This window comes from Rummeliibacillus sp. JY-2-4R (genome assembly GCF_053847205.1).
This window is the reverse complement of record NZ_CM132623.1, coordinates 3,983,421-4,002,748: the sequence shown is the minus strand read 5'-3', so window position 1 is coordinate 4,002,748 and position 19,328 is coordinate 3,983,421. Positions and strand designations below refer to the sequence as shown.

16 protein-coding genes are annotated in these 19,328 nt (G+C 34.6%); 7 read left to right on the top strand and 9 right to left on the bottom strand.

The genetic code is table 11. From position 1 onward, the window contains the following. The first annotated feature begins 595 nt into the window (after window positions 1-595). The 4 genes from ACWV26_RS19725 (at window position 596) to ACWV26_RS19710 (ending at window position 5,100) form a co-directional block, all read left to right on the top strand. Window positions 596-1,810, top strand: coding sequence for an MGDG synthase family glycosyltransferase (locus tag ACWV26_RS19725; protein WP_455896353.1), 1,215 nt, complete (start codon window positions 596-598; stop codon window positions 1,808-1,810). A 109-nt stretch (window positions 1,811-1,919) separates the two neighbouring features. After that, a complete protein-coding gene (locus ACWV26_RS19720; RefSeq protein ID WP_455896352.1) occupies window positions 1,920-2,195 on the top strand; it encodes a hypothetical protein in 276 nt (91 codons plus the stop codon). A 559-nt stretch (window positions 2,196-2,754) separates the two neighbouring features. Further along, a complete protein-coding gene (locus ACWV26_RS19715; protein ID WP_455896351.1) occupies window positions 2,755-4,236 on the top strand; it encodes a malate:quinone oxidoreductase in 1,482 nt (493 codons plus the stop codon). A gap of 351 nt (window positions 4,237-4,587) precedes the next feature. After that, window positions 4,588-5,100, top strand: coding sequence for a glutathionylspermidine synthase family protein (locus ACWV26_RS19710; protein ID WP_455896350.1), 513 nt, complete (start codon window positions 4,588-4,590; stop codon window positions 5,098-5,100). Window positions 5,101-5,273: 173 nt separating this feature from the next. Here the strand turns inward: ACWV26_RS19710 and ACWV26_RS19705 are convergent, their stop codons facing one another. The 3 genes from ACWV26_RS19705 to ACWV26_RS19695 form a co-directional block, all read right to left on the bottom strand. Further along, on the bottom strand, window positions 5,274-7,100 hold the full coding sequence (locus ACWV26_RS19705) for a hypothetical protein (protein ID WP_455896349.1): 1,827 nt from the start codon (window positions 7,098-7,100) through the stop codon (window positions 5,274-5,276). Between the two features lie 320 nt (window positions 7,101-7,420). Next, entirely contained in the window at window positions 7,421-9,463 is a 2,043-nt protein-coding gene (locus tag ACWV26_RS19700) for a hypothetical protein (protein ID WP_455896348.1), read from the bottom strand. Between the two features lie 14 nt (window positions 9,464-9,477). Further along, window positions 9,478-10,701 carry an ATP-grasp domain-containing protein gene (locus ACWV26_RS19695; RefSeq protein WP_455896347.1) on the bottom strand — a complete coding sequence of 408 codons (1,224 nt, stop codon included), beginning with the start codon at window positions 10,699-10,701 and terminating at the stop codon, window positions 9,478-9,480. Between the two features lie 316 nt (window positions 10,702-11,017). Here ACWV26_RS19695 and ACWV26_RS19690 point away from each other — a divergent pair, with 316 nt between their 5' ends. Then, window positions 11,018-11,590, top strand: coding sequence for a GNAT family N-acetyltransferase (locus tag ACWV26_RS19690; RefSeq protein WP_455896346.1), 573 nt, complete (start codon window positions 11,018-11,020; stop codon window positions 11,588-11,590). Between the two features lie 94 nt (window positions 11,591-11,684). Here the strand turns inward: ACWV26_RS19690 and ACWV26_RS19685 are convergent, their stop codons facing one another. The 5 genes from ACWV26_RS19685 to ACWV26_RS19665 form a co-directional block, all read right to left on the bottom strand. Continuing rightward, the gene (locus ACWV26_RS19685; protein WP_455896345.1) at window positions 11,685-12,500 is read right to left on the bottom strand and encodes an alpha/beta fold hydrolase; all 816 of its coding nucleotides are present in this window, start codon (window positions 12,498-12,500) and stop codon (window positions 11,685-11,687) included. A 356-nt stretch (window positions 12,501-12,856) separates the two neighbouring features. Then, a complete protein-coding gene (locus tag ACWV26_RS19680) occupies window positions 12,857-14,047 on the bottom strand; it encodes a M14 family metallopeptidase (RefSeq protein WP_455896344.1) in 1,191 nt (396 codons plus the stop codon). Between the two features lie 214 nt (window positions 14,048-14,261). Further along, window positions 14,262-15,026, bottom strand: a complete 765-nt coding sequence (pgeF, locus tag ACWV26_RS19675; protein WP_455896343.1) for a peptidoglycan editing factor PgeF — start codon at window positions 15,024-15,026, stop codon at window positions 14,262-14,264. Window positions 15,027-15,097: 71 nt separating this feature from the next. Beyond that, entirely contained in the window at window positions 15,098-16,486 is a 1,389-nt protein-coding gene (locus ACWV26_RS19670) for an amino acid permease (RefSeq protein ID WP_455896342.1), read from the bottom strand. A 412-nt stretch (window positions 16,487-16,898) separates the two neighbouring features. Continuing rightward, a complete protein-coding gene (locus ACWV26_RS19665) occupies window positions 16,899-17,051 on the bottom strand; it encodes a hypothetical protein (protein WP_455896341.1) in 153 nt (50 codons plus the stop codon). A 247-nt stretch (window positions 17,052-17,298) separates the two neighbouring features. Between ACWV26_RS19665 and ACWV26_RS19660 the strand changes: the two genes are divergently transcribed. Beyond that, on the top strand, window positions 17,299-17,670 hold the full coding sequence (locus ACWV26_RS19660) for a hypothetical protein (protein ID WP_455896340.1): 372 nt from the start codon (window positions 17,299-17,301) through the stop codon (window positions 17,668-17,670). A gap of 83 nt (window positions 17,671-17,753) precedes the next feature. On the opposite strand, the gene ACWV26_RS19655 is transcribed toward ACWV26_RS19660, so the two are convergent. Continuing rightward, complete coding sequence (locus ACWV26_RS19655) at window positions 17,754-18,650, bottom strand: hypothetical protein (RefSeq protein ID WP_455898307.1); 897 nt, start codon at window positions 18,648-18,650, stop codon at window positions 17,754-17,756. Between the two features lie 296 nt (window positions 18,651-18,946). On the opposite strand from ACWV26_RS19655, the gene ACWV26_RS19650 reads away from it, so the two are divergent. Beyond that, window positions 18,947-19,327 (top strand): VOC family protein, encoded by a 381-nt coding sequence (locus ACWV26_RS19650; protein ID WP_455896339.1) that lies wholly within the window; start codon window positions 18,947-18,949, stop codon window positions 19,325-19,327. Window position 19,328 lies beyond the last annotated feature (1 nt).

The window sequence follows — 19,328 nt, the reverse complement described above, 5'->3', positions numbered from 1 at the left end:
ATATACTTAATTAGCTGTCTATCAAATTATCTTTTTTAAAGAGGAGGGATTCTATTTGAAGAGGATTTCTAAAAAAAATAAGAAACCCCTTTTTATAATTTTAATTATAATAATTTTCATTGCGGGACTACTCGATATTAAATATGAAGGATTATTCTTTCAAACATTGCCTAAAACGATTCAAACCTATTTAGCCTCAATTTTTAATTAAGAATTAAAGTAAAAGCACATCATGCTAAAGGTGATGTGCTTTTGCTTTTATATATTTCCGCAGATTAGTGGATTTCCTGCCAATTAAAATCATTAGTTCGCGTTACGTTCAACAATCCTTTTACTAGAATATAAAGTTTTGCTAAGTATCCGTGCATATTTTCAGGACAAATCCAGTACTATGCTCTAGATAATGTTGTTATCCAATTAGTTGATGTTGGCAAAGTACACTCAATTACAAGTTAAAAATGAAACCATATTCAATGGAATTTTAAATTTAAAACGTTCCTTTTAAATATTAATTTTTGAAGTAAATATAAACTAACCCATTTTCCTACGTCAATATACATAAAAAATGCTTTTCTATAGATGAGAGGTATGCTTAATGGAGAAATTTCAGGAAAACATGGATTCAGATGTAGTAAGGAGTGAAGCCGTGTCAATAAAAGAGAAGGATAAAATTTTAATACTTTCGGCAACATTTGGGGATGGTCATAAGCAAGTTGCAAAAGCTATTAGTGAGGCAATAAATTATTATGCTTCAGATTTAGAGCCTATTACAATTGACGTTATGCTAGGTCTTCATCCGTATTTATATCCAGTAAGTAGATATTTTTATAAAAAAGTAATAAAGAAATTCCCAATTATCTACGGTTATTTTTATCAAAAAACAAAAATACGAAGCTCTTTTTCCGTTAAATTAGATGTTCTGTTTTCATCTGGTATGAATACGATGCTTGAAACTATAAGAGAAACAAACCCAAGAGTGGTCATAAGTACCTATCCATTTGCAGCGAGTATTATCTCAAGGTTAAAGGAGAGCAAGTTAATCGATATACCCAACGTCACAGTAATTACAGATTATACAAATCATTCTTATTGGATTCATCCCTTCACCGATCAATATATAGTAGGCTCTAAAAAGGTAAAGGATAGCTTAATTGCTGCAGGAGTTGAGAGTGAAAAAATTAATTGTACGGGTATTCCAATAATGCAAAAATTTAGCCACACACAATCGCGAGAACAGTTAGCATTTAAGTATGGACTAAAACCAAACCATTTTACTATCCTCGTAATGGGGGGCGGAGATGGCTTTATAGGAAAAGGTATTGGTACTATCAGGGCGTTCGAAAAGATTGATGTCTCTATTCAGCTTATTTTCGTATGTGGAAGAAATAAAAAACTGCAAAAGCTACTATCAGAGGAATTGTGCAATTCTAAACACAAATTGTTGATATTGGGTTATTGCGAAAATGTTAATGAGTTAATGGCTATATCTGATCTCTTGATTTCAAAGCCTGGTGGGGTCACAATCACAGAGGCTATGGTAATGGAGTTGCCGCTATTAATATATAAGCCTTTACCAGGCCAGGAAGAAGAAAATGCAGATTATCTTATGAATTTAGGACTGGCTATGTTATGTGATGATGAAAATGATGTAATTGAAAAAGTTAAGCAAATTATGGATAATTCTTTCCAATTAACTTTGATTAAGCATAGGGCAAAATTATTTTATACAAAAAACTCATCCGTAGATGCTGTTGATGTAATACTTCAAACTACTTACGATAAAAGTGAGCTCTCTATACTTCAAGACTGACTATGTTTTTCTTCTTTAAAGTGATCCTTATGCATATTTTTCTGGACACTTCCAATACTACATAATAGATAATGTGGTTATCTAATTGGTAGGAAAGGATGAAATCATATTGGCTAAGCACTCAGATGTAAGTTGGAAACAGGATCATCCAAGCACTTTGTTTGGTAACTCTGTCACAAAGGCAGAGCGTTTGTTGAAACAAGCAAAATCCCATCCGGAAGAGATAGCACTTGAGCATGCTTTCAATCAAATAGAGCATGCAGAAAATGCATTCTTAAATGCAGTCGAGTATGGTGAGCATATGGATACAATAACGCAAAATAAAGAATACCTAGAGCTCATAAAACGACAATTACATGAGGTACAGCAAAAGAATCAAGGATAGTAAATAACCCCCGGTGAATTCATAAATTCATCGGGGGTTATTGCATATTAATCCTCATGAATTTAATGAATTATAGAATTAACTACATTATTAGATGCAAATGGAATTATTATACGTGAAACAATTTTATACTCTATGATAAGAAAACTATTATTTTAATAGGCTTATATCCACTTAGTTCACTGGAAATATTAGTTTTAGTACATCAAAATAAAATGAATATTGAATTGGCTTTTCAGCAAGTAAATATTTATGAAATAACCCCCAAAAAATATAAATAACTAAATTTTATGACAAAATATCACGCGAAATAACCTACATTTGCTTAAATAAGCAATAAAACAGAAAATAATGTACGAAAATGACGCTTTTTATCGCTTTTAATAAACATTTAACTATTATATAATAGAAGATATTTTAATCAATAATTAATTGTGATACGCTAAAAGATATAATTGATACAGAAAAGGTGTGTGACTAGGTCGTACCCTGCTTGCTGTACTTGATTTGCAGGAGCGCCTTTCCTTTTTTGCAAATTTAATGTATAAGGATGGTAAAAATGAGTAACAGACAAAGTAAAACAGACGTTATCTTAATTGGTGCCGGAATAATGAGTGCAACTTTGGGGACTATGCTTAAAGAATTAGTACCTGACTGGAACATTAAAGTATTTGAAAAATTAAACAAACCTGGTGAAGAAAGTTCTAATGAATGGAATAACGCAGGTACAGGACACTCTGCACTTTGCGAACTTAACTATACAGTAGAAAAACCAGATGGCACACTAGATATCAGCAAAGCAATTAATATCAATGAACAATTCCAATTATCTAGACAATTTTGGTCTCACTTAGTAAATCACAAGCGAATCAGTAATCCAGAGGACTTCATCATGCCACTACCTCATATGAGTTTAGTACAAGGTGAAAAAAATGTAGAATTTCTTAAAAAACGTTTTGAAGCGCTTTCAAAAAACCCTCTTTTCGAAGGTATGGAATTCTCTGAAGATCCAGAAACACTACAAGAATGGATTCCACTAATTATGGATGGCCGTAATTCAAATACTCCAATTGCTGCAACAAAAATTGACTCTGGTACAGACGTTAACTTTGGTAATTTAACACGTATGTTATTTGATAACTTAAAAAATCAAAATGTAGAAGTTAACTACGAACATACAGTTGAAACTCTTAAACAAAACAGCGATGGACTATGGGAAGTAAAAGTAAAAAGCGCTGACGGTAAACTACAATACCATACTGCTAAATTTGTATTTATCGGTGCTGGCGGTGGTAGTCTACCTCTACTTCAAAAAACAGGTATTCCTGAAAGCAAGCATGTTGGTGGATTCCCTGTAAGCGGTCTCTTCTTAGTATGTAATAACCAAGAAGTAATTGAACAACATCATGCAAAAGTTTACGGTAAAGCTGCAGTTGGCGCACCACCAATGTCTGTACCGCATCTTGATACACGATACATTGACAATAAAAAATCACTACTATTTGGACCATTCGCTGGCTTCTCACCTAAGTTCCTAAAAACAGGTTCAAATATGGACTTATTAGGTTCAGTAAAACCAAACAATGTGTTCACTATGTTAGCAGCAGGTGCCAAAAACTTAGATTTAACAAAATACCTTGTTCAACAATTAATGTTATCAAAAGATCAACGCATTGAAGAGTTACACGAATTCATTCCAACTGCTAAAGGTGAAGATTGGGATATCGTAGTAGCAGGTCAACGTGTACAAGTTATCAAAGATACCGAAAAAGGTGGTAAAGGGACACTTCAATTTGGTACAGAAGTAATTACTGGAGCTAATGGCTCAGTTGCTGCATTGTTAGGTGCATCTCCAGGTGCTTCTACTGCTGTTCACGTAATGCTTGATATTATCAATAAATGTTTCCCTCAATATATCGAGGAATGGGAACCAAAACTTAAAGAAATGATTCCTTCATATGGTACTAAACTTATGGATAACCCAGAACTTCTTAAAGAACTTCATGCTTCAACAGATAAAGCTCTTCACTTAAACAAATAGTAAAAAGTTCAGTGGAGAACAGCTTATTATTGAAATAAAACAAAGAACCTTTAATCCATCTTTGGATTGAAGGTTCTTTGTTTTTAAAGAAAGGAAAGTACAACATCATTAAAGAAGTGAGTATTAAGGTTCCTACTTATGCTCATAAAGAAATAAACGTACTGGGTTCATTTAACAAAATCTTATACCATCTACCTTTGCACCACTCCATAAGCTTCAAATCCAAAGAGGTGTGGGCCTTTTTGATGAAAGAGGCATCAAAAGCATCAAAATAGACATCCTTTATCGGCAAACATTCCCTATAGAAAACTTAATAATGGATGAAGACGAGAGAGGAAATCCAATTGGGCTATGGCTTTTGGAACTTATCAGGGAGCAAAAACTTTCTATTATAACCCCCCGTCAGCCTTTTTATTACAAAATAAAGCAGTTCAGTCAGAAATTTGGGGATTGCATGAGGAGCATCATCCCTTTTTTACTGAAGAGGAACATACGTGGATAGATGAATATTTTCTACCAACTTATCTTGAGCCTGATTATTTTTTACAAAAGGGTATCCCCTATGTAAAAAAGCCCTCTTTCGGGAGAGAAGGTGACACAGTAGAAATTTTTAATAAAGATGGTCAGTTAATCCATGCAGATGTTGAAAGGTCTTATTCAGAATTCATTCCTGTCTATCAGCAATTTGTAGAGCATCCGCCAATAACCTTTAATTGTAATAAGGGAAAACAACGGGGAAAACTCCTACTCGGAAGTTTCCTACTTAATGGAAAGGCGACAGCAATTGGTTATAGAATAGGTGGTAACATTACCAATAACCTTTCTTATTACCTGCCTGCTGGAGTTTTAAAAGTTAATGAATAAGGGATAGGCTCTTACATATGTTTCTTTGTTTTTAAGTTATAAAATTTCCTACTTATAGGGCTAATAAAAAGCCGATTTTCAGAATTTCAGAAAATCGGCTTTTGTCTTGGCTATTTAATATTGTAGTTTTTTCTGGAATACAAAGTTATGAATTGCTTACTTACGCTTGCCTCTTATATTGGAAAGTGGAATGCATACAAAAAATGCACAAATTCTTCAATAGGAAGGGATGATTCCCCTTCAAGTTCTCCATTACCATTAACACTTGTTTGTATGGAACTTCCCCAAATTTGGAGACTGTCATTATTTGGATTGTAAAAGTAAACACGAATTATACCGTTTGGATCAGGAGCAACTCTTTGAATCAAAACTGCATGTGCGCCAAGCACTTGACCAGAGCGGTTATAAATTGTTATACCAACAGGTTGTGGTAATTCTTTATTGACGTCAGGGTTGTTTACTGGATGATAGTGACGAAGGAAATTAGCTTGAAAATCAAAGTCACTATAAATATCAGAAAACCCTGGCCATATTCCAGTCATATGGAACGCTGGATTAATCCATTTATGCGAGTCTTGCCCACGTCCGTCAGCAGCCTTTAACATTTCAAAGTAAATAGAATCTAGGTGAGGAATTAAAAGGAAAGATACCGCATCAATATTCACTTCATCTTCAAGAGGAACTGGGGATAGTATGTCAGAGGAAAAAGCTCTCCCTTCAAAATGAATTGTGATATACCCTTTTTTTAGAAATTGATTAAACATTTTGAGTAGCAAGACGGGCTCTTTTTGTGCCCAATAACTAAGTGCTCTTGTCGATTGACAAGTAGGATTAAACCCTTGCCCAATGCCTAAAGGGGTACCTAAAATGCTTATAATTTCTGAAACCAGCAGCTTTTTGAGAGTATCAGTATTTGCTGATTTATGATAATAAATCAGTCTATTTTTAATCTTATCTTGGATAGGAACCTTCATAAGCGCTTCCAATTCCATAATAAGTTCATTTGTAAATATATCTCTTTGTAATAAACGCACAAGTCCATAGATGCTTCTCCGTGTTTGTCGGGTAATTGAGGTAGTAATAAGAGAAGAAATAAGGGATAAATTTGATTGTAGGTTATCCTTTGCTTTTTGATCAACAGCAAGTATGTGGTGTAACAAATCAGGCTTTTCTCTATTAATGTAATCTAAAAAAATTGCATGGTATGTTGATACTAGCCCTGTTTGTACCATAGATGTTAGGAGCTGCTCAGCTTCTGTTGTTAGTTGTAAAACACTAGCTTCTTTTAATTTTGTTTCATAATTTTCTACATCAATGCCAGTAGACATATCTGAGGGTGAATAGACTGCCTTTTCATATAGAAGCAAGCTTGCATCTACATTTTCTAATCCATCTGTTAATTTTTTTGCACTAGCAATTAATTTCAATATTTTATCAGTGACAATAGGCCTTTGGACAGCAAGGTTATTTATTTCTTGATAAACGTTTTGAAAAACACGTGGTGAAAAACAGTGTTCTGAAATAAACCTTAAAATTTCAGATGCCTGTTGATCCTTATAAAGCATATTTACACGGTTTTCTTCTGTTTCTTTCATAAGAAGTAAATCGATATTTAAAGCTAAAACTTTTGTCAAAAATTCATTTGCTTCAGTTGCAGTCATTTCTGGATGTACATAGTCACCACTTGCAATGGCAAGAATTCTTAATTCACTTAATGCTTCGGCTACTGCCGTGGAGCCCCCGGCGTGAAAAGTACCTCTAACAAGCACAGGGTTAAGTTTTTGGACATTTTCCCACGGTTTCCCAATAAAAATCCCTGCCTGATCAAAAAGAGGCGCATAATGATAAAGTATTTCTAATCCATTATGTTCTTCTAGAAGGACTGATGCTTCATCTAATACTGTTTGTTGAAATAACTTTTTACTTGGTAAGGTTGCCTGTGCTAACTGGTAAAAGGCTTTTTGAAATGCATTCTCTGAAGAAAATTGTAAAAGTCCCATATATCTATCCTCCTTTAAAGTAAATGTCCTTTATATATTTTATTGTGGAGTACAATATGAGTTACTATTCAACCAAAATGCTTTATTTGAAAAAATTTGAGAGAAAAGAGTGCCTTAATTTATTATATGAATGAATGAAACACTGTATAAACAATTGTTGTTTTTACTTTTAGATTATTTGAAATTCCAATTAATGTACCATTAAATAAACATTATTTCAAATTTTTGGCATATACTTTAATTAAAAAAGACCACGAAAGATTCGGGTCTTTTTTAAACTTTATTGTTTATAAGAATTGGCTGCTACTGGGGTTGTTTCACTATGCCCAAATATAGTTTTTGCCCCAGCTTTTTCTTGCCAATTCTTCTACCTTTTCAACAAGATGATCTTCTACCATATAGGTATCACCTTGTTCGTATGGGTTATAATGGTATGCGTACAATCTTGATGCGAATTCATGGAATGGCAAGGAAGACTCTCCCTCATTTTCATCAAAGCCTGTAACGCTTGCTCTGATATCTTGTCCCCAATTTTGTCCACTATCATTATTAGGGTTGTAGAAGTAAATGCGATATTCCCCATTTTGGTCTTTTTTAATTCTTTGAATCGAAACGGCATGTAAGCCAAGTAACTCTGCGTGTACATTTGTAATAAATATGCCTACAGGATTTGGATATATTAATTCGTGACCTTCATTATAGTCTGGATGATGAGTAGCATAAAATAGTTTCACAAATGCTGAATAATTTGTAACCTTCAATGTAAATTGATCAATCACATTAATAAAACCTTTTGAAATCCATTCGCCATAGAACTCAGGGTTTACCCATTTATGACCGTCTTCACCACGAAGAAGAGTTCTTTTCATCATTTCGTTATAAACTCGGTCAAGATGAGGGACAAGAATAATAGACACTGGGTCTAAGTCACCTTGGATTTCACTTGCAACGCCAATACCTAAAAGGCTGGAATTAATCTTCTCGCCTTCAAAAGTCATTTCAATATCATTGTCTCTTGCTGCACGAGTAATGTATTCTACTAATCTTACAGTATCAAACTGTGCCCATAGAGAAATTGCTCTGGCTGATTGACAAATAGGGTTTAGACCTTGTCCAATACCTAGTGGCTGTCCAAGTACGCTAATAACACCAGAAATAAGAATGCCATTGATTGTAATTCCGCTTTGCTCGCTCGCAAATTTGGCAAGCAAATTGCGCACTTGAGCATTAATAGGAAGTTCAAAAAGTCTGCGAATTGCAGGGATTAATGGCTCTACAGAGAGAACACCACGATCAAGCAATTTAGCAAGTCCGTAGATGGCTTGTCTTGTTTCAGGGTAAATGGATATTTGAATAATATCATGGATTAATTCTTTATTTGCATTGAAACTTGCAATTCCTATTTCAGATAAATCAAGTGCTGCTTGAATAATATCTTGATGTTTGCGATTAAGGAAGCGAAGTAGGACCGCATGGAATGGAGATACAAGACCAGTTCCATTCATGTATTGTGCAAATACTTTAGCCTCTGTAACAAGTTCTTCCTCTTTCGCCTGTTCTAATTTCAGTCTATATTCCCGTTGATCTGATACATTCTTACCTAATGGAGTAGGAACAGAAGTAGCAAGGAAATACTTTTCAAGAGCTTTTACAGATTTATCATCGATGGTGCTATGTTTTATTAAACGATAAGACATTTGGACCATATCCAATATTCTATGTGTAATGATTGGCCGTTGAACAGTTAGTCTATCAATCTCCTGAACCATTTTATCAGCGATTGCATTAAAAGAAAGTTCTTGTCCAAGATAATCAAATAAGTTTTGAGCTCGAATAGTGTGATCTTCTAAAGGAGACTCTGTATCGACATCAGTAGGGAATAAAAGGTCAAGATTTAAAGCTAGTACTTCATTTAGGAATGTGCTTGCATCTTCCTCGGTTATGCTCTCATGTACATAGCTTCCTTTTGCAATTGCAAGTATTCTCATTTCACTTAACAATTCAATAATGGAATTGATGCCTTTAAGTCGAAGCGAGCCACCTACGAATGGAGGTTGCATCTTTGTTACATCTTCCCATTGTCCACCGTTGAAAACACCAGCTTGATCGAACAAATGTGCATAGCTATAAATAACAGGCATACCTTCTTTTGTAGAAGCAAGCTCAACAGCTAATTGGAATACTTGTGTTTGATAAAGGCTCTTAGCAAATGGTTTTGCTTGATCAAGTGTTTTTAGTGCTTCTTCAAATTTGTTCTTTAATATAGAAGTTCTTCTATCTAATCTTTTTTTTCTGTTTGCAGTATTAGTCTTTTTTGTATTCGCTTCATTACTTTGCTTTTTCACAGTAGTTGAAGTAGTCATCCTTCATATCCTCCTTATAGGTAGAAATTGTGCTTTTCATATTGTTCTAAAAGGGATTTAATTTCCTTGCTATCTTCGCCGAAGAAGAAAATAGTTCCGTAATGATTTCCGAAACCTACCCGCTCTGATACCTTGGATGTTGCAGGAATAAACATGTCATGCTTTACAAAATAAGGATGTTCTTTAAGCTCTTTTGGTATATCAAGCTTTTCAACAGTTTTTACTTTTGGATACACCATAACATTACCAGAAAATCCCTTTGACGAAACTACTTCTTTAGGGAAAAAGGCATTAAGTTCTTCTTCAGTTGTTTCTGGGTCGCTGCAAAGTATCTGAGCTTGATATGGACTAAACCCATAAACGTTTTCAATATGCTCAAAAATATGGCCTCCAGGAATACGCCCAGCAACCTCACCAAAGTATATTGTTCCATCAGGGGTAACGAAAAACTCAGGATGAATCATTCCATACTTGACATCAAAGCCATTAACAATCTTTTCAATTTCTTTTCTAATTTGTGGTCGATATTTTTCAAGTGAAGGTGAAGCTGGAACAAAATTAGAGTGACCAAGCTTTACATATTCCGTTATGTTTAAGAATTTAACCTTGCCGTTATGGATAAAGGCCTCACATGAAAATTCTTGTCCTTCCAAGTGACTTTCCATAAGCAGAGGAAATTCAGAATCAATGATCTGTTCAATATCATCTGGCTTTTTAATGAATAAATGGCCAACGGTACCAGCCTTGTCAAATGGCTTTACATGAATTGGCTCAAAATCTCCATCACTTTTAATTAATGTTTGATTAATACGATTAAAGAAACGATGGACGTCATTTTTATCATATGCCTCTTCGAAAATGCCTACTCGTAGTCCGGCTAGGTGTGCTCTACGTTTCATTAAGCCTTTATCTCTTAATAGAAGGGATTTGTTGAAGATTTTAGGGTTATTCCATATTTTGGCGTTTAAAACGCCAGCCCATTCAACCGTATTTTCATATATTGGAACAACAACTTTTGTTTGAAGTTCTTTTAATTTTTCATAGAGTTCATCTGCTTTTTCGATTGAAACATCAAACTGCCATGGAACAAACTGAATGCCATTTGCTTCAGCAAAAGTCTGAAATTCAGGTGGACCAACAACAACATAAGGACGATCCAATTTATCAATTGCCTCAATTGCTTGTAGACTCCATCCTAACAACGCTGTGTTTTTCTTATGATTCTCTTTAATTTCCATGTCTACTAAACTCCCTGTCTGTAAAATATTTGAAGTGCTTAAATCAATTTCTATTTTACTGAAGATTCTATTATATTTGAATGTTTCTATTTAAATTCTATAAAATTTTACAATTCTGTAATTATTGTAATTGAATATTAATCATTTTCGACAATATCTCTTATTTCTATTATTGAATTGAGATGTTAGAATTGGAAATGCAATATTCAGATTTTATAGAATAAATATAATATTAAAAATATTATATTGAAAGTGGTAATTTTATGCAATGGGGAAATTAGGTTTATCTAAAAGTTTAATTGGAGGAGTGTAAGGGATGAGTAACTGGTACAATAGGCTAATGGAGTATTTTCCAGAAAGAGAAATGAAGTCAAAAAAACATTTTGAATTACTTTTTCAAGAGAAACAAGGAATCTACAAACTTTTGGAGGATCCAGAATATACTCTTGTGTATTTTGAACAACTAGATTACATTTTCATCGATTATATCCTTGTAACAGGAAAAACTCGTGGAAAAGGTATTGGAAGCTTAGTTCTTAATGAACTTAAGAAAAAGGGGAAAGCCATTATATTAGAGGTAGAGCCTATTACTGCTAGTGATCCCGACTCGGAAAAAAGAATTCGATTCTATGACCGAAATGATTTCGTAAAGATGGATTCTATAGGTTACGAAAGAATTCATATGGTTACAGGTGAGTTAAATGTTATGGATATTTATTGCTGGTCTCCAGAACGTGCAACTGAAAGCTGGGTGCTTAGTAGAATGCAAAATATTTATAAAGAGGTTCATGCATTTAAATCACAAGAATTATATGGATGTGATTCTCAGCCAATGTCAGAAGTTCTGTGGCTAAAGGAGCCTATTGCTGCCTCTAAAGTAAGCGTTTAACTGCTTATCGTAGGAAACATAAAAAAGTTAAAGAGAAGCATACTCACCAAATGATGGTTTGCTTCTCTTTTTTATTTAAAGTCATAAATCCATTCTATTCTTGTAGAAGAAAGCGAGAAAACTCCAGATTGAATTTTTCCCGTTCATCATAGAACAAGCCGTGCCCACTATTTTCAAATGGTATTAACTTCGCATGTTTTATCCCTTGTTGTTGAGCAAGTGCTAATGGGAATAACACAACTTGATCGTGAACGCCATGGAGAATTATAGTTGGAACATGGATTTTAGCAAGATCATAAAACAATTCTTCAACTAACCAAGTATTAGCAACAGCTATAGTTGCCCAACTTGCAGCTTCTAAACCCAATTGGAAGAACCAGTCTGAGAAGGCTTTAGAGATTTTTTGATAGAAGAATTGTTCGCCAAATCCACGAAGCATGTTAGGGCGATCTTTCTGCGTTTCAAGAATTAACTTCTCAACATCTTCCTTTTTTAAACCATATGGGAAATAAGGACGTTGAATAAGGCTAGGTGCTGCAGCGGCAAAGAGTGCAAGTTTGTTAACACCATATCCATTGTGGCGTGCCATATATCGAATGGCAACAGCTCCCCCTGTGGAATGGCCAGCCAATGTGAAATCCCATAATCCTAAAGCCTCCACTACATATCGAATATCATCTGCAAGTCGATTATAATCATATCCATTTAAAGGCTTATCTGATTTCCCAAACCCCCTCATGTCCATCCCTATGCACCGGTAACCTTCTTTTAGAAAATCGTTATATTGATATTCAAACATTTTGTGGTTTGCTGGCCAACCGTGCAGGAACAGAATTGTTTTCTTGCCATTTGGGTTCATATCATTGACAAAAATCCTTACACCTGGTTCAACACTAATCATATACTCCATTTTCAAACCCCATTTTATCCGTATTAATGTTCAGTAAGATTCCATCTCAAGGCTTGAGAAAATTCAAAGGGGCAGGGTTTAGATAAACTGCCCATAAAGCATGATGGTTTCAACTAACAATCAGAGGGATATGGAGGAAAACCTCCACTGATTGAAGTTTCACTTTATCGGTTTACTTTAAGTGTATTGTATTCATCTAAAGGAAAAAGGTGTTAGATATCCAATGTAAAGAATGATACATACAAGGTACTAACCCTATTAACCATGGAGGAATTAAGATGGGATTTTTTATCACGTTTCACATGGAACAAGAAAAGGCAGCAATCAAACAATTGCCGCCTTTTTAACGCTTTAATTTATAAATATAGTCCTGCTAGAAAAATCCCCAAGGTTTTTTCATAAATTGTATCAAACTGTGTTAAAGATAGTGGATTGACCCCTTTACCAACTTCAACTGTAAACCCTGGTTTGCGCCAATCTTGAATAAACCAATCCTTATATCCTGCATAACTTTCAACATTACGAACTGCTTCATAGCCGCTGACTCTACTAAATTCATTCACCATGTCTTCAGATTCAGGCGGCTCGAGGTTATTAAATCCCCAATAAATTTCTTCACCTTGTGTATGAAAAGCAAGTACCCATGCGAAATCCTGTTTTCTTGTCAGTTCAGCCATTGCAATTGCTTCAGGTTCGGATAATGGCTTTTCTCCTCCATAATCCCTTGGACCAGGTTTTTTAGGATTACGAGCTCGCTCTTTTTCCCAATCGGCAGGGAATTGATCATTCAAATCTACGCCTCTAATATTCGCCTTCCATCCAGAAAAATCATCACTATTATGATTCATCTCCATGACTCTTTCTCTCCATAACTCATTCTCAGGTGGTCCATTCAACACTAAATCAACGCCATCTGGATTGACCATTGGCACAATGAACAAAGATGTTTGCTGATACAGAGGGAAGGTGGAAATCCTATGGATAGGTGTATGGTTTGTTAGAGAAAGTAAATAATCGTTTAAAAAATTCATGATAATTGGGGTAGTGATCCATTCGTTTGCATGGAAGGAACCATTATAATGGACCTTTTTGTTTCCTGATCCTATTCGAATTTCTGGAATACTTTTCTCTAATACTGAATTTCCAATAGAAGACGTTTGTAAGAATGGATATATCGCAAGTAATTTTTTAATATCATTAGTCATAAGACTGTAGTCATACTCCTGTTTCCCATTAATAATCCTCCAAGTAACCCTTCTAGGAACTTTTATTGTTTGACCAATATATAAATAATAGGGATTAAGCCCGGGATTAACGAGCAATATTCTTTCAAGAGGGATGTTTTCCTTCTGAGAAATTGCCCACAAATTGTCTCCGTCTTTAATTTGGTAACTTGTAGCTATAAACCCGGGAATCTGAATGGTTTGCCCTACGGTAAGACTTTGCGGATTATTACCACCATTAGAATCCAAAATTAATTGCAGTGGAATTCCAAATAGTTGACTATAATGCCAAAATGAATCCCCAGGTCTAACAAATATGTCCAAAAAAATGTTCCTCCTTAAATATAAAATTGCTCATCATAAGAGTATATGTTAAAGAGAATATATATTATTAAAAGTTGAATTGGGTTAAACGAGGATAGAAGACAAAAATGGAACAACTAAAAATGCATCTATAAGATAAAAAAGATGATTCCTATAAATATAGAAATCATCTTTTTCAATGCTAAGTAATGGACTAATTCTTATTCAATTACATTTAATCTTCTTTTTTCATAATAAACGTCAAGTGTCTTCCAGCCTTTTTGTCTTGGCGATATGAGAAGCCTTGGGGATTTATAAAAGTGCAAGTTTCATCAATTGTAATGTGGTCAGATGGAACTCCTGCTAGTTCACATTGTTTTTTTACGGTTTTTTGATTGTCTATATGATACTTGTGGGTTTGGTCATTATAAAACATAAAATCATCAGCGTAGCCTAGTTGTTTAAATTTCAAGTAAACATCTTCGTCAACTTCAAACTTTTCTTGACTAAGTGCCGTCCCAAGATGGACATGTAAATCGTTTAGATTACAATGCTCCATCTGTTGTAGATGCTCAAAAGTTTTTAGTGAAATTTCTTTAACAGTCCCTTGCCATCCAGAATGGATTACACCAATCAGACCGCTCTTCTCATCATAAAAAGTAACTGGAACACAATCTGCAGTAAATGCACCCAATAACAGATTCGATTCATAAGTATAAAGGGCATCAGTATTTGGAATCGCGGTTTCTTTACTTTTTGCACCACGGCCGATGTCTTCAATTGTTACTTTATGAACGTTTGCGCTATGTGTTTGATTGGCACAAACAAAGTTGTCTAACCCACAATTCAAAGTAGCTACAAGTCTCTTGCGATTAGCTAGCACATCTTCTGGGTTTAGGCATGTATGGAGAGCCATATTTCCTTCTTCTGGTTCATTTAGATCTTTCATCGTAATACCTGCGATTAACTTTTCATTGTCTAAGTAAATATTTGTTTTCATCTCATCACCCGATTTTAATATATCCTAAAGAATTTGGAATGTATAGGCATGTGGATTGACTGGTTGCGACTTTATTTGTTCAATAGACTGTGCTTTTTGCCGTACATAAAGTATATGATTAACCCGATAATAATCCAGATTCCGCAAAAAATGAAAGTATGTGTAGATAATTCTGTGATTAAGAAAATACACAAGGCAAATGAGATAAGAGGTATAACTGGGAAGAATGGAACCTTGAATCCACCAGTTGGTATTCCTTTGTTTTTTCGTAAAAATATCACACCAATTGAAACAACTGTAAACGCTAATAAGGTGCCTATGTTAACTAACTCTGTCAATTTATCTAATGGAATGAATCCTGCGCAAAATGCAATAAGTATTGCTGTAATCCATGTATTTTTGGCAGGTGTATGATGTTTTGGTTCTAATTCAGACATGATTTTTGGTAGTAAACCATCACGACTAAATGCATAAATAAGGCGTGTCCCTCCATAAAGCATTACTAAAATGACGGTCATCATTCCAAGGACTGCACCGAGAGAAATGATACCTGATGCCCAATCTTGATGGACCATTTGCATGGCAAAGCTAACAGGGTTACTTACATTTAAATCAGTATAGGGAATCATTCCTGTTAAAACAAGCGATACAGCAATATACAAGACGGTGCAAATAAGAAGAGAACCAATAATTCCAATTGGCATATTCCGTTGTGGATTCTTTACCTCTTCAGCTGCTGATGATACGGCATCAAAACCTAAATATGCAAAAAAGACGAGAGCAGCTCCAGATAAAATACCACTTGTGCCAAATGGGGTGAAAGGATGCCAGTTGTCAGGCTTTACATAGAACGCACCAACAAAAATAAACAGTAAAATAACTGTTACTTTTATAACAACCATAATGGAATTAAGGCGAGTTGATTCTTTAACGCCTTTAGTTAAAAAGAGTGCTGTAAATAAAATAATTAAGATTGCTGGTATATTCACTAGTGTCCCCTTGGTAGGATCAAATGCTCCTGAAATGGCAAGAGGGATATGAATGTTTAAGCCTGCTAATAATGAGTTAAGATATGCTGACCAACCCGTTGCAACTGCTGCTACAGCTAGTCCATATTCTAATATTAAGGACCAACCGACAAGCCAAGCAACTAGTTCGCCAAATACGACATAGCTATAGGTATATGCACTGCCTGTTACTGGAATCGATGAAGAAAATTCAGAGTAGCACATAGCGGCAAATGTGCAGACGATGGCAGCTATGATAAAGGAAAAGATAATTCCCGGACCAGCGTGCTCAGCAGCGACGGTTCCTGGAAGTATGAAAATTCCTGTTCCTACAATAGCACCGACTCCTAGTAACATTAAATCGAATGCACCAATTGTTTTATTTAAGTGAACTTTTCCGCGTTCGTGTAAAAGCTCATCAACTGATTTCTTACGGAAAATAGAATTTTTCATTTTGTACACTCGTTTCGTTTAAATAATATAAAAATTCTAAACATTTATACAATGAATGTCAATAGAAGTTTGTCAAATAACGGCGATATTTGTCGAAAAAAGATGATTTCAAATTATTTATTAATAAATTAAGTAAGAATGTGAAATAAATTTTAACTTTAGAAAAGGCAAGAGTACATAAAGAAAGAGTCATAAAGGTGCAAAAGGACACTTTTATGACTCCCTTTCTTTTTTAAACGAGGCTTTCGATATGGAAGGAATCGTCCAATTTGAACAACTCTAATCCTTATATAACAGTACTAAAATCACCAATGATGGTGCCTTCTTGGGAAGTGCTATTCAAATATTGATCTGAAAGGGCTAGTTGGTGATAAGGGTTTGTTGTTCTGATAACACTTTTTGCCGTTTCTTTTCAGGCTTTCTTAACTGTGTCCTTTTTTGCCTCAGCATTTGCTTTTGCCTTTTTCTCAGTATCAATCTTAATGGCTTGTTCCTTGGCAGCATCTTCTGCAATTTTTCTCTCCTGTTCTAATTTATTTGGTAATGTCTTAGTATGGAACTTCAATATAAAACCTTTGTTCAAATTCCAATTGGTCTTTCTAAATTCCATTTTTACGTTGAAGGGTATTTAAATGCTACTTTGATACCCTGTACCAAATTTTTATGCAAATGGAAACTAAAATATGAGAGGGTATTTTAGATTATCTGAATTCAATTAAAAAGAATTTTTTAGATAGTAGTTTACTTCTTATAAACAATTTTATATAATACCTATAAGATAACTAGGAAATTAAAGCGAAGGAGAGAATGTGATGAATACAAATGCTTTTTTTAGAACAACGATGGCAAATAGTTTTGCAACAAGAAAGTTCTTTAAACGTGTAGCAAGCGATATTGAAGGCCAATTACAGGAGTGGCATAAAGGGTATAAAGTTACTGTAGAAACTTGGAGAACATATGTATTATGTATTCAAAATGATGAAAGAACGTATCAAGTTGCATTATCTAAAAACTTCGTTGATATTCTTCAGCATGAAGCTCCTTATGCATTAGACTTAGCACTTTGGAAAGGGCTAATAAGCCAAGGTTTTGAATTACAAGAAACCAAAGGCAATTACCTAGAAGTAGTATTGGATTTCTCAAATTATGAACAACAAAAATTCACTTTAAAAAAAGTAAAATAATTTAGAACTTAAAAGAAAGGTAAAGCCAACTAGCTAGTAAATGAGGGCTTTACCTTTTTGGTTAGTGAACTCTTTAAGGTTTGTTATAAATTTTCGCCTTCAATTGAAATCTCTTGGCGCTCTGTAGCAAATTGTTTGCCATCCCATTTCAATACATTTTGTACATACCCCAAGCCATCTGCATGATATCTACCGGCAATCTTCTGAAATGCTAACAGTTCATATATTCCATCACGATCAAAATCAATAGGATATAGCCCTCCTATTGGATCGACCCAACCTTCAATAGGGGCCTTTAACGAACCGTTTATATTATATATTTCTGATAAATACTCTTTTCCTTTATACTGAATATCTAATAGATAACGTTTTTGAGGCGATGAACTTGTTACACGTACTTTGTAAAAATCCTCATATGTAACATTATAATTTGAACGTTCTTGATACTCATCTCCATCAAAAATGTGATGCATCTTACCATCTATATATGAAAAGATATCAGTATAGATTGTGCCCCCACTACCTCCTGTATCAATGGTAACTAGAATGTCATTTACATGGTTGCCAGTTAAATCACCAAGGAAAATTGTCGGATTGTATCCACTGTGGTCTTTTAAGGGTATCCTCTCAATAGCATTTTTGGATTGTTGGAAGATAACAAGTGTTATATCTTGCCAATATGGGCTATCGGGTTTTTTGGTCCCTGTAAGGTAAATGGTATCGATTACACCATCTCCAGTGACATCTCCGTAACTCTTTGTAATTATTACCTGCGGAGAGTCAACAGGTAGTCTTTCAAAACCATTCGGTGTCCAAGTTAAGTAATCTAAATACGGTGGCAATTCATTTGTATTCCATTCAATGACTAAAGCCTTTTTTGTACTAGATTTAAGCTTATATGAATGTATTCCGGCAATTGTATGCTCGTCTATTTTGAGGTGAACAATTGGCTGCCACTGAAAATTGATTTGCTTTAGCATCAATAAAAAGGTATCCCCTTGATAAATGTATGCGCTCACTAATTCTTCAACAGAATCGCCATCTACATCAATATGTTGAATCAGCGGCCCCTTTTGTGGTAATTCTAAAATAGTTGCGGTCGGAGGTAAAAAATATCGGATAAATTGTAAATCGTTATTAATATTAACCCCACCTTTTTTATATAAATTTATGCTGGACAGGAATATTTATGAAAAGTGCTTAGAATATCCTTTATAAAATCGTATGTATAGTCAATAATATATAGAAGAAACTTATAATTTGAAAGGGGTATATGATGATTCAACGACTAGGACAGGTTATGCTTTATGTAAACGATCAAGACGCAGTGAAAGAATTTTGGACTGAAAAAGTAGGGTTTGTTATCCGCTCTGAAGGGATGAATGGCCCAGTACGTGAAATTGAAATTGCACCTACTAATGTTGCAGAGACAAGCTTTATGCTTTATGACAAAAAGGTAATTGGGGAAATGGAGCCATACTTAAATTTAGAAACACCTTCTTTAATGTTTTTTACAGATAAGGTAGAGAGCTTATACGAAGAATTTAAAGAAAAGGGAATCACCGTAGGAGAGATGATAAGTCTACCTAGTGGCAAAGTATTTAACTTTGCAGATGTTGAGAATAATTATTTTGCAGTAATGCAGAAGAATAAATAAT

Bases quoted from the DNA above. Each gene is read 5' to 3' on its own strand.
- ACWV26_RS19670 (WP_455896342.1), bottom strand. From the start codon at position 16,486: ATGAAAAATTCTATTTTCCGTAAGAAATCAGTTGATGAGCTTTTACAC.
- ACWV26_RS19660 (WP_455896340.1), top strand. From the start codon at position 17,299: ATGAATACAAATGCTTTTTTTAGAACAACGATGGCAAATAGTTTTGCA.
- ACWV26_RS19690 (WP_455896346.1), top strand. From the start codon at position 11,018: ATGAGTAACTGGTACAATAGGCTAATGGAGTATTTTCCAGAAAGAGAA.
- ACWV26_RS19695 (WP_455896347.1), bottom strand. From the start codon at position 10,701: ATGGAAATTAAAGAGAATCATAAGAAAAACACAGCGTTGTTAGGATGG.
- ACWV26_RS19655 (WP_455898307.1), bottom strand. From the start codon at position 18,650: ATGCTAAAGCAAATCAATTTTCAGTGGCAGCCAATTGTTCACCTCAAA.
- ACWV26_RS19685 (WP_455896345.1), bottom strand. From the start codon at position 12,500: ATGGAGTATATGATTAGTGTTGAACCAGGTGTAAGGATTTTTGTCAAT.
- ACWV26_RS19700 (WP_455896348.1), bottom strand. From the start codon at position 9,463: ATGACTACTTCAACTACTGTGAAAAAGCAAAGTAATGAAGCGAATACA.
- ACWV26_RS19725 (WP_455896353.1), top strand. From the start codon at position 596: ATGGAGAAATTTCAGGAAAACATGGATTCAGATGTAGTAAGGAGTGAA.
- ACWV26_RS19705 (WP_455896349.1), bottom strand. From the start codon at position 7,100: ATGGGACTTTTACAATTTTCTTCAGAGAATGCATTTCAAAAAGCCTTT.
- ACWV26_RS19650 (WP_455896339.1), top strand. From the start codon at position 18,947: ATGATTCAACGACTAGGACAGGTTATGCTTTATGTAAACGATCAAGAC.
- ACWV26_RS19715 (WP_455896351.1), top strand. From the start codon at position 2,755: ATGAGTAACAGACAAAGTAAAACAGACGTTATCTTAATTGGTGCCGGA.
- ACWV26_RS19710 (WP_455896350.1), top strand. From the start codon at position 4,588: ATGGCTTTTGGAACTTATCAGGGAGCAAAAACTTTCTATTATAACCCC.
- pgeF (WP_455896343.1), bottom strand. From the start codon at position 15,026: ATGAAAACAAATATTTACTTAGACAATGAAAAGTTAATCGCAGGTATT.